Raw genomic sequence first — 13,118 nt, forward strand, 5'->3', positions numbered from 1 at the left:
CTTACAGGCCAGCGGCGGAACGCAGCAGTTCGGCTTTGTCGGTCTGCTCCCACGGGAACTCGTCGCGACCGAAGTGACCGTAGGCAGCGGTAGCCTGGTAGATCGGACGCTTCAGATCCAGCATTTCGATCAGGCCATACGGGCGCAGTTCGAAGTGCTCGCGCACCAGCTTGACCAGCAGCTCTTCGGCGACTTTGGCAGTACCGAAGGTCTCGACGCTGATGGAGGTCGGCTCGGCCACGCCGATGGCGTAGGAGATCTGGATTTCACAGCGATCGGCCAGACCGGCGGCCACGATGTTTTTGGCAACGTAACGGGCGGCGTAAGCTGCGGAGCGGTCAACCTTGGACGGATCCTTACCGGAGAAGGCGCCACCACCGTGACGGGCCATGCCGCCGTAGGTGTCGACGATGATCTTGCGACCGGTCAGACCGCAGTCACCCATCGGGCCGCCGATAACGAAACGGCCGGTCGGGTTGATGAAGTATTTGGTGTCCTTGTTGACCCACTCGGCTGGCAGCACCGGCTTGATGATCTCTTCGCGTACCGCTTCAACCAGATCCTTGTGGCTGATGGATTCGGCGTGCTGGGTAGACAGCACCACGGCATCGACACCGATGATCTTACCTGCGTCGTCGTAGGCGAAGGTCAGCTGGCTCTTGGCATCCGGACGCAGCCACGGCAGGGTGCCGTTCTTGCGCACTTCAGCCTGACGTTTCACCAGCAGGTGAGAGTAGGTGATGGGGGCCGGCATCAGCACGTCGGTTTCGTTGGTGGCGTAGCCGAACATCAGGCCTTGGTCGCCAGCGCCCTGCTCCAGCGGATCGCTGCGGTCAACGCCCTGGTTGATGTCCGGGGACTGCTTGCCGATGGCGTTCAGCACGGCGCAGGAGTCAGCATCGAAGCCCATGTCGGAGTGGGTGTAGCCGATTTCACGTACGGTATCACGCACGATCTCTTCGATATCAACCCAGGCAGAGGTGGTTACTTCGCCGGCCACCATGACCATACCGGTCTTGACCAGGGTCTCGCAGGCAACGCGTGCCTTGGTATCTTGCTTGAGGATGGCGTCCAGTACCGCATCGGAGATCTGGTCCGCAATCTTGTCGGGATGGCCTTCGGAGACCGACTCGGAAGTAAACAGCTTTGCCATGATAAGAGTCTCAGCTTGTCTGGGTTATCGCCACAGCAATAACCGGATGAATGGGATGGTGTAGAGGTATCTACATCTGGACGTCTATTTTAATTAGCGCCCCCCCCGATTGCCAGCACTATTTTGTCGCGCAGTGTCCAATGGGTCACAAGCGGTGCTCTCCTATCCCGAAAGGGATGGGAATCAAACGTTTTTCTCTGGTCGCTTTGGCCAATGGAGGGCAAGAAAAGCGATTGTCCTCCCAAAGCCACTTTATTCATCCAGATAATATTTGCACGCCGCGCGCCCTGCTGGGACAATAACGCGCCTTAATCTTGGCCATCAAATGAAGCAATCGCAGGAGATTCAGATGCCTTCTCGTAAAGAGCTTGCCAATGCCATTCGTGCATTGAGTATGGATGCCGTTCAAAAAGCCAACTCCGGTCACCCGGGCGCCCCCATGGGAATGGCGGATATCGCCGAAGTGCTGTGGCGTAGCCACCTCAGACATAACCCGAACAACCCCAAGTGGGCCGACCGCGACCGTTTCATTCTCTCCAACGGCCACGGCTCCATGCTGCTGTACTCCCTGCTGCACCTCTCCGGTTATGACCTCTCCATCGACGATCTGAAAAACTTCCGCCAACTGCACTCTCGCACCCCGGGTCACCCGGAGTACGGCTATGCACCGGGCGTGGAAACCACCACTGGCCCGCTGGGTCAGGGCATCACCAACGCCGTTGGTATGGCGATCGCCGAGAAAGCCATGGCTGAGCAGTTCAACCAGCCGGGCCACGATATCGTTGACCACTACACCTACGCCTTTATGGGCGACGGCTGCCTGATGGAAGGTATCTCCCACGAAGCGTGCTCCCTGGCAGGTACTCTGCAACTGGGCAAACTGATCGCGTTCTGGGATGACAACGGTATCTCTATCGACGGTCACGTTGAAGGCTGGTTCACCGACGACACTGTCAAGCGTTTCGAAGCCTACGGCTGGCACGTTATCCCGGCTGTTGACGGTCACAGCCCCGAAGCCATCAATGCCGCCATCGAAGCCGCCAAGGCCGAGACCGGCAAGCCGACTCTGATTTGCTGCCGCACCATCATCGGTTACGGCTCCCCGAACAAATCCGGTTCTCACGACTGCCACGGCTCACCGCTGGGCAACGACGAGATCGCCGCTGCTCGCGCATTCCTGAAGTGGGACCACGCGCCGTTCGTTATCCCGGCCGATATCGCTGCCGAGTGGAACGCTCAGGAGAAGGGCGCTGCACTGGAAGCCGACTGGGCTGCCAAGTTCGCCGCCTATGAAGCCGCTCACCCGACGCTGGCTGCCGAATTCAAGCGCCGCACCGCTGGCGAACTGCCGGCCAACTGGGCTGCTGAATCCGCCAAGATCATCGAAACCCTGCAAGCCAACCCGGCCAAGATTGCTACCCGTAAAGCGTCCCAGAACTCTCTGGAAGCGTTCGGCAAGCTGCTGCCGGAGTTCATGGGCGGCTCTGCCGACCTGGCGCCGTCCAACCTGACCATGTGGTCCGGCTCCAAGTCTCTGACCAACGACGATGCCTCCGGCAACTACATCCACTACGGTGTACGCGAGTTCGGCATGTCCGCCATCATGAACGGTATCGCTCTGCACGGTGGTTTCATCCCCTACGGCGCCACCTTCCTGATGTTCATGGAGTATGCCCGCAACGCCCTGCGCATGGCTGCCCTGATGAAGCAGCGCGCCATCTTCGTTTACACCCACGACTCCATCGGTCTGGGTGAAGATGGCCCGACTCACCAGCCGGTTGAGCAGATCGCCTCCCTGCGTCTGACTCCGAACATGAGCACCTGGCGTCCGTGTGACCAGGTTGAATCTGCCATCGCCTGGAAACACGCCATCGAGCGTACCGACGGCCCGACCTCTCTGATCTTCTCTCGTCAGAACCTGGCCCAGATGGATCGTACTGCCCAGCAGCTGGCTGATACCGCCAAGGGTGGCTACGTGCTGAAAGATTGCGCCGGTACGCCGGAACTGATCCTGATCGCCACCGGTTCCGAAGTGGAACTGGCCGTTGCCGCCTATGAGCAGCTGACTGCCAAGGGCCGTGCCGTGCGCGTGGTCTCTCTGCCGTCTACCGACGTGTTCGACGCCCAGTCTGCCGAGTACAAAGAGTCCGTCCTGCCGTCCTCCGTCACCAAGCGTGTGGCCATCGAAGCGGGCATCGCTGACTACTGGTACAAGTACGTCGGTTTCGGCGGCAAGATCATCGGTATGACCACCTTTGGTGAGTCTGCACCGGCCGAGCTGCTGTTCAAGGAATTCGGCTTTACCGTGGAAAACGTGGTTGCGACCGCTGAGTCCCTGTAATAGCTGACTATTGGGCCACGATGGCTCAATAGCCGGAACGATAAAACGCCCTCCATCGCAAGATGGGGGGCGTTTTTTATTCACATTAGAGATTTTTATTAGTGTTGATTTGTTATATCAAAAGCTTTTATCCTTGATTATGTAAGTTCAGATATAGAAAAATAATTCACGACGATGCATAAAAGGAATAATATGGACCGTTTTCGGTTGATAACAAAAAAACTATTAAGTACTAATTATAAGAATAGTATTCTAATAGCATCACTCATTACCATAGTTGTATCCCCAATATTTATTTATGTTAATATTTTTAATGGTGGGATATCACATGAACACTCTCGCTGGGCTGAGTTTGGTTCAGCTATTGGTGGGATCTATGCCCCAATAGTTGGGGGGCTCACGTTATTTGTTTTACTCCGTCAGGTTGGTTTGCAGGAACAGGTAAACGACCAGTATTATTTACAGCAGGCAAGAGAGGATATCGAGTTTTATGCGTCACAATTATCGACTATCCTCGATGACCCCTTGGTTGGTGACGTGTCATTGCGTGCGGTGCTTCATGAGAGGTTTATGTTATGTAACACTGAAACGTTATCTTCTGAAGAGATGAAAGAGATTGCTATCGATATTCATCGAATAATACCTAAATCGATTGATATGTGGTCTGCAATTTATCATATTTTAATCGGTTTAACTGCTGTTGATTCTGCTCAATTCAAAATGACATTATCGTCATCTAAACAGAAGCTTATTGCATTACTTAGTATAGAAATTTGTGTGGCTTTAGATAATCTTCATTTTTCTCGGTCACATGAAACTTGTAGCTTCAACTATGAGTTTAGCCCCTACTTGGATAAAGTTAATTAAAAGTCCGTAGGTTCGATTCATGTACAGCTCGTAGGTTCGATTAGCGAAGCGTAATCGGACGTTCGCGTTCTTTAAGACGATGCCATAAAAATAATATCCCTTCCTGTTACCAAAAAAGAGACCGGTATATGGCCGGTCTCTTTCTTATTTCAACAAACCTTACGCCTGCGGCGGGGTACTGTCCGCATTGGACATCACCGCATCCACCTCGGCCTGCTCCACGATGGGCTTTATCAATCTGACGACAACGGCGCCATGGTTAATACCAGCTTGCCGATATGACGGCCTGAATCCAGCAAATGGTGGGCGGCGGCGGCCTCATGCAGCGGGAAGGTCTGGTAAACCTGCGGTTTGACCTCGCCGCGTTCGATAAATGGCCAGACATGAGTTTGCAGCTGGGCAATCAGCTCGGCTTTTTCCTGCGGAGTACGCGAGCGCAGGGTGGAGCCGATATGGGTCAGCCGCTTTTGCAGCATGGGAAACAGATCCAGATTGGGGGCGGCGCCCGCAATAATGCCGATCTGGACTATGCGACCATTGATGGCGGCCGCCGCATAGTTGCGTGCGACATACTCTCCGCCAATGATATCGAGAATGATGTCGGCGCCATGGCCATCGGTGGCTGCATGCACTGCCTCGACAAAATCCTCCTCCTTGTAGAGCACGGCCACATCCGCGCCCAGCTTGATGCTGGCGGCCTGCTGCTCGGGTGAGCCGACCGTGGTGATGATTTTTGCGGCGCCAAATGCCTTGGCCAGCATGGTGGCGGTCGTGCCGATACCGGAGGCGCCGCCATGGATCAAGATAATGTCCCCTTTTTTAAACTGGCCCCGTTCAAACATATTTGACCAGACCGTCATAAAGGTTTCCGGCAGCGCCGCGGCTTCGACAAAGCTCAATCCGGGCGGCAGGGGCAGGACATTGCTCTGGTGGGCGACGCTGTACTCGGCATAGCCGCCACCCGAAATCAGCGCGGCGACTTTGTCGCCAATCTTGAGATGGGTAACCTGCTCCCCCTTGGCGACCACGACCCCGGCGACCTCCAGCCCGGGAATATCCGATGCTCCTGCCGGAGGCGGGTAGAGCCCTTTGCGCTGCATCACATCCGGCCCATTGATACCGGTTGCATAGTGCCGGATCAAAACCTCATCGGGCTTGGGCGCTGGTGTGGCGCGGGTGGTCAGTTGCAAGACATCGGGGCCACCGGGCTGGGTAATTTCTACCGCGCTCATGGTGGCGGGAATGGAATAGGCGTTATGCATCAGCGGCTCCTTGTAACGAGGTGATATGAGGTTCCCCGAGTGGGATGAGCACCAAGATAGTGGAGATTGCTGATGAATAAACGCAGTATTATCCCTCACCTGTAATGCAAAAATGCATTTCAACCGGGAGTCGTGATGAACTGGGATGATGCGAAAATTTTTCTGGCGTTGCATCGGGAGGGGAGCCTGAGGGGCGCCGCCCGTGTGGTCGGGGTCGATCAGGCCACCATTGGCAGGCGGATTGCCGCACTGGAGCATCGTCTGGCGGCCACGCTGTTTCTCCGCACATCCAAAGGGTATGTGCTGACTAATGTCGGAGAGATAGTACTGGCCAGCGCCCAGCAGATGGAGCTGGCAGCCATTGATTTTGTGCGGGCGGCGCAAGGGGTCGACAACCGCCTGGTTGGGGAGGTCAGTGTGGCGACCACAGACACCCTGGGGATGGATTTTCTGATACCGGCCCTGACCGAGCTGCATCAGCGTTATCCCGATATCAGGGTCATCCTCAATACCTCGACCCAGGTGGTCAATCTGTCCCTGCGGGAAGCGGATATCGCGATCCGGACGGTGAAGCCGGACAATCCCGACCTGATTATTCGCAAGCTGGCCTCCTGGCCGGTCGGGTTGTATGCCTCCGCCGACTATCTGGCTCGCCATGGCATTCCCGAAGCGGGCACCGGTTTTGCGGGCCATTCGCTGGTGGTGTATGAGCCCCACTGGCAGAGCGCTCGCACGCCAATGATGCTCGAAGAGGCGGCCGAGGGGGCCACGGTCGCCGCGGGGGTCAATACCAGCCTGATGCTGCGTCAGGCACTTTTGATGGGGCTGGGGCTTGGCGAGGTGGCGGTTCCGCTCGCCGAGCAAGCCGGGTTGGTGCGGGTCTGGCCCGAGCGGCAGTTACAGCAATCCTACGATGTGTGGCTGGTGACCCATCAGGATGTGCAGCATGCCACGCGAGTCAGGGCGGTCATGGATGCCATCGTCAGGGCATTTGCCGCGATGGCCTAAGTCTGGCGGGGATTCTGTTCAGGTTTTGTCGCAGCGTGGTCACACCTCTTGCCATAGTCATGGCGGTTGAGGGAAAACCCTCATTTACTTGGTCTCTGACAGTCAATACTGTGAGACCGAGTCCACCACTACTGGAGCCTGACCCATGACCGACATGCTTGTTGACGATAAACAACCGACCCCGGATCCGGCAGAGCAGAATGCCTTCTTCCCGTCGCCCTACTCCCTGAGCCAGTTCACCTCGCGCAAATCTGACCTTGCCGGGGCCGACTATCCCGCTCCCTATCGGGAGGGGCGCTGGAAGATCCTGCTGATCGGGGCCGATGAGCGTTATCTGCCCACCGACAACGGCACCCTGTTTTCCACCGGCAACCATCCGGTCGAAACCCTGCTTCCCATGTATCACCTCGACAAGGCGGGCTTTGCCTTTGACGTGGCCACCCTCTCCGGCAATCCGGTCAAGTTCGAGTGGTGGGCCATGCCCGGCGAAGATGAAGAGGTGTTGGGGCTCTATGCCAAATATCAGGCGCAGTTCCGCCAACCGGCCAAGCTGGCCGATCTGCTGAAAGAGGCGCTGGCCGCCGACTCGGACTATATCGGCGTCTTTATTCCCGGCGGCCACGGCGCCTTGATGGGGTTGCCGGAGAGTGCCGAGGTGAAAGCGCTGCTGGAGTGGGCGATGGCCAACGATCGCTTCATCATCTCCCTCTGTCACGGGCCTGCTGCGTTGCTGGCGGTGGCCAATCCAGAGACCTTCGCGGGCTACAAGATCTGCGCCTTCCCCGATGAGTTGGATGCCCAGACCCCGGCAATTGGCTATATGCCTGGCCACCTTACCTGGAAGTTTGGCGAGAAGCTCAAAGAGATAGGCTTCGAGATCGTCAACAACGGCATCTCGGGAGAGGTGTGCCGGGATCGCAATCTGCTGACCGGTGACAGCCCGCTGGCGGGCAATAACCTCGGCAAGCTGGCCGCTACCACCTTGCTGGAGGCGGTTGCCAAGCGATGAGGTTGTCGTCATCGCCAGCGAATGCGTTGCAGGTCGCGGTGGCGCTGGAAGGGTGTCAGCGGCTGGAGGAGATCCAGCAGCTGGTGCGCGCTTTTGCCACCCCGCTGGGGTATCACCGCTTTGCGCTCTTCTCCATCAGTGCCAGCGAGGAGGGGGTGGTCGAGCATCTCTACTGGCTGGAGGGGGAGTGGCTGGAGAGCGGCGAGGCGGTCGACCTGCATGCCTATATGCGCGAGTGCCCGATGGCGATGCATATCAGGGAGCGAGACCAGCCCTTCTTCTGGAGCAAAACGGTTGGTGCCGTTGGCGAGCAGTACCGTATCGTTCGCCAGCCTGAGGGGCCGGGCCGACATGGCTTGCAGGTACCCGTCTATGGGCCGCTGGGGTTGGAAGGGGCGATGAGCTTTGGCGGCGATCAGATCGATGCCAGCGCTCCCGCTCGGGTTGGCCTTGCGCTGATCGCGGCTGCGGCTTTTCATGCAGCTCGTCGGCTGATGGAGATGCCGGTAGCGGGTCACGAGCGTGGCCTCACTGGGCGCGAGCGCGAAGTGTTGGAGTGGGTCTCCCGGGGTTGGCGCCATGCCGATATCGCCACCACCCTGAAACTCTCGGTGCGCACGGTCGAGAACCATCTGCGCAGTGCCCGCCGTCGACTGGGGGTGGCCACCACGGCAGAGGCGGTCAGAGTAGCGATCAGGTACCGCGATATTGAGGGCTGAGGGCCACCCCTTTGTCTGGCATGTAAAAAGAGACCGGCATATAGCCGGTCTCTTTTTATTTATTGCAACCCTTACGCCTGCGGCGGGGTGCTTTCCGCATTGGACATTACCGCATCAATTTGCACCAGGGCGCCAGCGGGCAGCTCGCTCACGCCAATCACGGTGCGGGCAGGCAGATAACCCGGGAAATATTTGGTGTAGACGGCGTTGACCGCATCCAGATCCGCGATATTGCCGAGCTGGATATTGACCTTGACGATATCGTCCATCACATGGCCGATGCTCTCCACAATCGCTTTGATATTGCTCAGGCACTGGGCGGTCTGCTCCTTGATGCAGCCAGCCAGGATCTTGCCGGTGGCGGGGTCTATCGGCAGTTGGGCAGAGAGATGGTTGTAGTGGGAGAAGGCGACGGTCTGGCAATAGAGCGGGCTGCGCGGTGCCTTGTCGGTATTGCGGGCACGGATCACCAGATTGTGTCTGTCTTCCACCAGTTGCGGCGGGGTGCCGTCACCGTGGGAGATGACCGCATCCATCTGCACCCGTGCCCCCATGGGCAGGGCGGCGGCACTGACCACAGAGCGGGCAGGCAGATAGGCGACGGCGCGAGCGATGGCGGAGTCGGGGAAGAAGGTGGTGTAGACCTCGTTAACGGCCTCCAGATCGGCCAGATTGGTCAGATAGACGGTGACCTTGACGATATCGTCAAACGGCACATCGATGCTCTCCAGCACCGCCTTGATATTGCGCAGGCACTGACCCGCCTGCTCCTTGATGCCACCGGTAACCAGTTGGCCCGAGGCCGCATCGACCGGCAGCTGGGCGCCGATATTGTTGTAGTGGGAGAAGGCGACGGTATGGGTGGAGAGCGGATTGTGCGGCGCCTTGTCACTGTTGCGGGCCAGTTTAACCAGCGGGCAAGGATCTTGCGGGAAGGTACCTTCGCCGTTGGAGATGATGGCATCGATCTGCACCAGCGCGCCCAGCGGCAGGGCGGTGACGGCGAGGGTGGTGCGGGTCGGCAGATAGCCCGGGAAGAATTCGCGATAGACGGCGTTGACCGCCTCAAGATCCGCCATCTCTTTCAGGAAGATGGTCGCTTTGACCATATCGTCCATCACATGGCCGATGCTCTCGATGATTGCCTTGAGGTTGCTCAGGCACTGTCTGGCCTGCGCGGTGACATCGCCACTCACCATCTTGCCGGTGGCGGGATCGACCGGCAGCTGGGCGGAAATATTGTTGTAATGAGAAAACGCCACCGTTTGGGTGCAGGGGCCCAGATCCTGGGGTGCATGGGGGGTATTTCTTGCCGACTTGATGATGGTGCCACTCATAGATATGCCTCTTTTTAATATTTGTTGTTCATTCAGGTACAGGTTTACCCCATCTTGTTGTGCGCCATGGCCACTGCGCCAGCGGCGGCATCCCCGGTTATTATTTGTGATCCACTCAATTACTGAGAGAAATAAGGGAGAAGAGGACAGGGTAGATATTTCAGACGCTGCGATTCTATGAGTGGCTATCAGGGGTTGCAAACCGCTGATTGCATTTCTATGAGATGGCTCAATGGGCGCAAATTTAATCATATTGCTATTCAATTCACCCGAAATCGTAGCCAATTCGTGCGCAAATGGTGCCGAACCGGCGAACAGCCTTGCCCTGACTGGGTTTGCTCTCCCCCTCTTCGGGATATTGGCGTGTGAATAAAGGGTTAATATTATGCGCTGATGTGCAAATAATGCATATTATGGTGCATGGATATCTGTTTTCAGCTCTTTTAAGGGGCTATGAAAACTCCCATTAATATGCATATCCACCTTATTAAAGATACCTCTGGAATATAATTCACGGCTTTTGCATTCCTCTCTGTTAACGATTATTCCGGCATACTCGATGACGCCTTGCTGGCAGCCTGGATCTGTTATTAGCGCCATAAAATGCTATGCCATGAATTTGCACGGCGGATCTGCTCCTGCTGCACAGGAGTGGGGAGCATGGCATTGGCGTGACGGTTTGCAGGAGCTGTGGTGCTGGATGAGAGGTGGCGTTGGATGAGGGGCGGTGGTGGCAATACGAGTCTCTTCACGCCGGTTGCATCCCCCGATGGGTGGGGTTGCCCCGCGTCGTCGCTTTTTCCACTTTTCTGTGGCTTTGTCCGAGCTCCCTCTTATCTGTGGCTGGTTGTGATGATTGGGATGGTTTTCAGGGCTCGGGAACAGTTCAGATGATTTCGCAGGCATAAATTTCAATATGCTGTTTTTAAAGGGAAATGTGTCAAAAAATGGATTTATCGACCGCTTTTTATGGTTTCTTGATGAAACTGTTAATTAGTGGCGTGATTGCGAGTCAGGTCGCTTTTTTCACTCGCTATTAATCGTATGATTAATAAGGTAATCAAGGAGCCCTGACGGAGAGCATCGATGCACCGGCAGGCCATTGCCCAGGATTGGCAAACGAGATCGCGTCGCGATCATCATTACCTGACTGTGGAGGATTTATGCTGGGTTTCGTTCTGGGCGATATGTATTGTCAAACATCTGGGCAGCGGTTACCTCCTCGCCTGGGAAAGAGCTTTCCCATTCCTGCCGATTACCGACTGCGCGGCCGGGTATCCGCCGCCATCATGACCATCGAGAGCCTGCTCGATACCCCTTATCCGCAAAAGCAGTTTCGTGATCTGGTCTTTGGCGCCTTTATCGAGCGCCAGCGTCGGCTGTTTGGCGAACATGTGATTGTGGCCCGCATGGAAGGGGAGGAGGGGCTGGAGCTGTCGATTGATCTCTCGTTTGTCAGCACCGCCGTACCTGTGGGCCTCTTGGCCATCTCTGAAGAGCTGGCCCTCGCCACGGCGCCGCGTCCCAAGAAGAGCCATCCCCACTACGAGGCACTGTGCAAGGCGATCGACTGCATGGTGATGCTGATGTTTTATGGCAAGGTGATCCGCCAGCGGAATACGGTGTTGGAAAATATCGGCCATCAGTTTGGTTATCAGCCCGCGGCGACCCTGACGGCGCGCGTTGGCAAGGGTGGGGAGGATGATTACGACGCCTTCATGGTCAATATCATGACCTGTATTGCTCACTCCAATTCGCTCAAGGAGGCGCTGGAGAACGCCAGCCGGATGGGAATTCAGGAGCCCGCTTTCTTCTGCATCGTCGGGGCGATTGCCAGCACCCTGTGGGGCGTGCCCAGACAGTGGGCGTATCAGGCCTCACAGCTGATCCATCGATCCCACCACCACTACATCCAGAATCTGCTTCGCTGTGAAACCCGTGCCGGGCGGCGCCATATCAATCTGGAGCCGCCAAAGCCCCCGCTGTTTGCACCGATCCGGCAACAGGTTGTGCGTCTGTTCAAGGGGGCACACTGATCTGCAGCCCCCTTGTCATCACTCAGGCGGGATAGAGGGCACCCAGCACAGCCGGACGGCTGGCGCCGGTGACGGCGGGCAGATTGCCCGGCTTGCGATGAACAAAGCACATGGCCAGCCAGGCAAAGGCTGCGCCTTCCACCCAGTCGGGGGCAAGGCCCAGCTCGGCAGTGCTGGCGATGCGCCATGCAGGCAGCAGGCTGGCCAGCTCCTTTAGCAAGGGGGCGTTATGGGCACCGCCGCCGCAGACAAACAGCTCGGCTTTCGGCTGGCTGGCACCGACTGATTCGGGCCGGGCGGGCAGTTGGCGGGCGATGCTGTAGCAGGTGAGCGCCTGCAGGGTGCGCTGCACATCCACGGGGGCGTATGAAGTCCCTGCCAGCTCGCCATCGAGCCAATCGAGGGTGAACATCTCCCGTCCGGTACTCTTGGGGGCGGGGGCTGCGAAATAGGGGTGGGCCAGCAGCTTCTCCAGTAGGGCAGGGATGGGCTTGCCGCTGGCGGCCCATTTGCCACCGGCGTCATAGCTGCCGCTGTGGGGCTGATGGCGGCGATACCAGCCATCGAGCAGGGTGTTGGCCGGGCCGGTATCAAAACCATAGACACCGCCCGGATTGCCCGGCAGCACCGAGATATTGGCGATGCCGCCGAGGTTCAGTACCACTCGCAGGGCGCCGGGTTTGGCAAACAGCGCCTGATGGAAGGCGGGCACCAGCGGCGCCCCCTGACCGCCGAGGGCCATATCCATGGTGCGAAAATCGGCGATAACGTCGATGCCGGTTAGCGCCGCCAGCAGGGCGGCATTGCCGATCTGCAGGGTAAAGCCAAGCTGGGGACGGTGGCGGATGGTTTGGCCGTGACTGCCGATGGCGCGAATATCTTTGGGCTCAAGCCGCGCCTTGGCCAGCAGCGCGTGGGTGGCGGCGGCAAACTCTCGCGCCACCAGATTATCGGCCGCACCCATGCGGTCGATTTCGTTGTCGCCCGGGGGGCAGAGGGCATGCAGCGTGCATGCGGTCTCTTGCGGCCAGGGGTGACAAAGCGCCGCTTCGACCCGCAGTTCATCCCCGGCGATCATCACCAGCACGGCATCAATGCCGTCCATGCTGGTTCCCGACATCAGACCGATATAGCGCTCAGCCATGGTGTCTCCTTACATTGCTGTTCGAAAATACGGTGTGCAGAGAGGGTGAAGAGGGGAACGGCTTTCATCCCATGCCACATGGCGTGATCTTTGACATCAGACCGATATAACGCTCAACCATGTTGCATCCTCAATGCGGACCGGAAAAAGAGTGAGAGAGACAGGATAGATAAGCCCTTGCTTCCGTGCCACATGCCGCTCCCGGTGTTCCATCTCATCTTATGTCCGAAAGTGGACTCGTT

General features: G+C 57.6%; 10 protein-coding genes. 6 read left to right on the forward strand and 4 right to left on the reverse strand.

The features are described from left to right. Window position 1: 1 nt before the first annotated feature. Entirely contained in the window at window positions 2-1,153 is a 1,152-nt protein-coding gene (gene metK / locus I6L46_RS01560; protein ID WP_005338519.1) for a methionine adenosyltransferase, read from the reverse strand. 349 nt (window positions 1,154-1,502) lie between these two features. Here metK and tkt point away from each other — a divergent pair, with 349 nt between their 5' ends. Together tkt and I6L46_RS01570 are read left to right on the forward strand one after the other, a co-directional pair. Then, a complete protein-coding gene (tkt, locus tag I6L46_RS01565; protein ID WP_005338517.1) occupies window positions 1,503-3,494 on the forward strand; it encodes a transketolase in 1,992 nt (663 codons plus the stop codon). A 192-nt stretch (window positions 3,495-3,686) separates the two neighbouring features. After that, window positions 3,687-4,361 carry a hypothetical protein gene (locus I6L46_RS01570; RefSeq protein ID WP_100654322.1) on the forward strand — a complete coding sequence of 225 codons (675 nt, stop codon included), beginning with the start codon at window positions 3,687-3,689 and terminating at the stop codon, window positions 4,359-4,361. A 233-nt stretch (window positions 4,362-4,594) separates the two neighbouring features. Here I6L46_RS01570 and I6L46_RS01575 read toward each other — a convergent pair whose 3' ends face one another. Continuing rightward, window positions 4,595-5,623 carry an NAD(P)H-quinone oxidoreductase gene (locus I6L46_RS01575; protein WP_005358734.1) on the reverse strand — a complete coding sequence of 343 codons (1,029 nt, stop codon included), beginning with the start codon at window positions 5,621-5,623 and terminating at the stop codon, window positions 4,595-4,597. A 135-nt stretch (window positions 5,624-5,758) separates the two neighbouring features. On the opposite strand from I6L46_RS01575, the gene I6L46_RS01580 reads away from it, so the two are divergent. The 3 genes from I6L46_RS01580 to I6L46_RS01590 all read left to right on the forward strand — a co-directional run bounded on the left by I6L46_RS01580 (window position 5,759) and on the right by I6L46_RS01590 (window position 8,359). Beyond that, entirely contained in the window at window positions 5,759-6,631 is an 873-nt protein-coding gene (locus tag I6L46_RS01580; RefSeq protein ID WP_216977211.1) for a LysR family transcriptional regulator, read from the forward strand. Window positions 6,632-6,776: 145 nt separating this feature from the next. Beyond that, window positions 6,777-7,640: a glyoxalase III HchA gene (hchA, locus tag I6L46_RS01585; RefSeq protein ID WP_104015454.1), complete on the forward strand. Its 864-nt coding sequence runs from the start codon at window positions 6,777-6,779 to the stop codon at window positions 7,638-7,640. Further along, on the forward strand, window positions 7,637-8,359 hold the full coding sequence (locus I6L46_RS01590) for a PA1136 family autoinducer-binding transcriptional regulator (protein ID WP_216977212.1): 723 nt from the start codon (window positions 7,637-7,639) through the stop codon (window positions 8,357-8,359). The genes hchA and I6L46_RS01590 overlap by 4 nt, the downstream gene beginning before the upstream one ends. 71 nt (window positions 8,360-8,430) lie before the next feature. Here I6L46_RS01590 and I6L46_RS01595 read toward each other — a convergent pair whose 3' ends face one another. After that, the gene (locus I6L46_RS01595; protein WP_216977213.1) at window positions 8,431-9,696 is read right to left on the reverse strand and encodes a RidA family protein; all 1,266 of its coding nucleotides are present in this window, start codon (window positions 9,694-9,696) and stop codon (window positions 8,431-8,433) included. A 1,163-nt stretch (window positions 9,697-10,859) separates the two neighbouring features. Here I6L46_RS01595 and I6L46_RS01600 point away from each other — a divergent pair. Further along, entirely contained in the window at window positions 10,860-11,732 is an 873-nt protein-coding gene (locus tag I6L46_RS01600) for a hypothetical protein (RefSeq protein WP_005338512.1), read from the forward strand. Window positions 11,733-11,754: 22 nt separating this feature from the next. Here I6L46_RS01600 and I6L46_RS01605 read toward each other — a convergent pair whose 3' ends face one another. Beyond that, window positions 11,755-12,876, reverse strand: coding sequence for an anhydro-N-acetylmuramic acid kinase (locus I6L46_RS01605; protein ID WP_216977214.1), 1,122 nt, complete (start codon window positions 12,874-12,876; stop codon window positions 11,755-11,757). Window positions 12,877-13,118: the final 242 nt, after the last annotated feature.

The organism is Aeromonas sp. FDAARGOS 1416, from assembly GCF_019048085.1.
Classification (GTDB): Bacteria; Pseudomonadota; Gammaproteobacteria; order Enterobacterales; family Aeromonadaceae; genus Aeromonas; species Aeromonas veronii.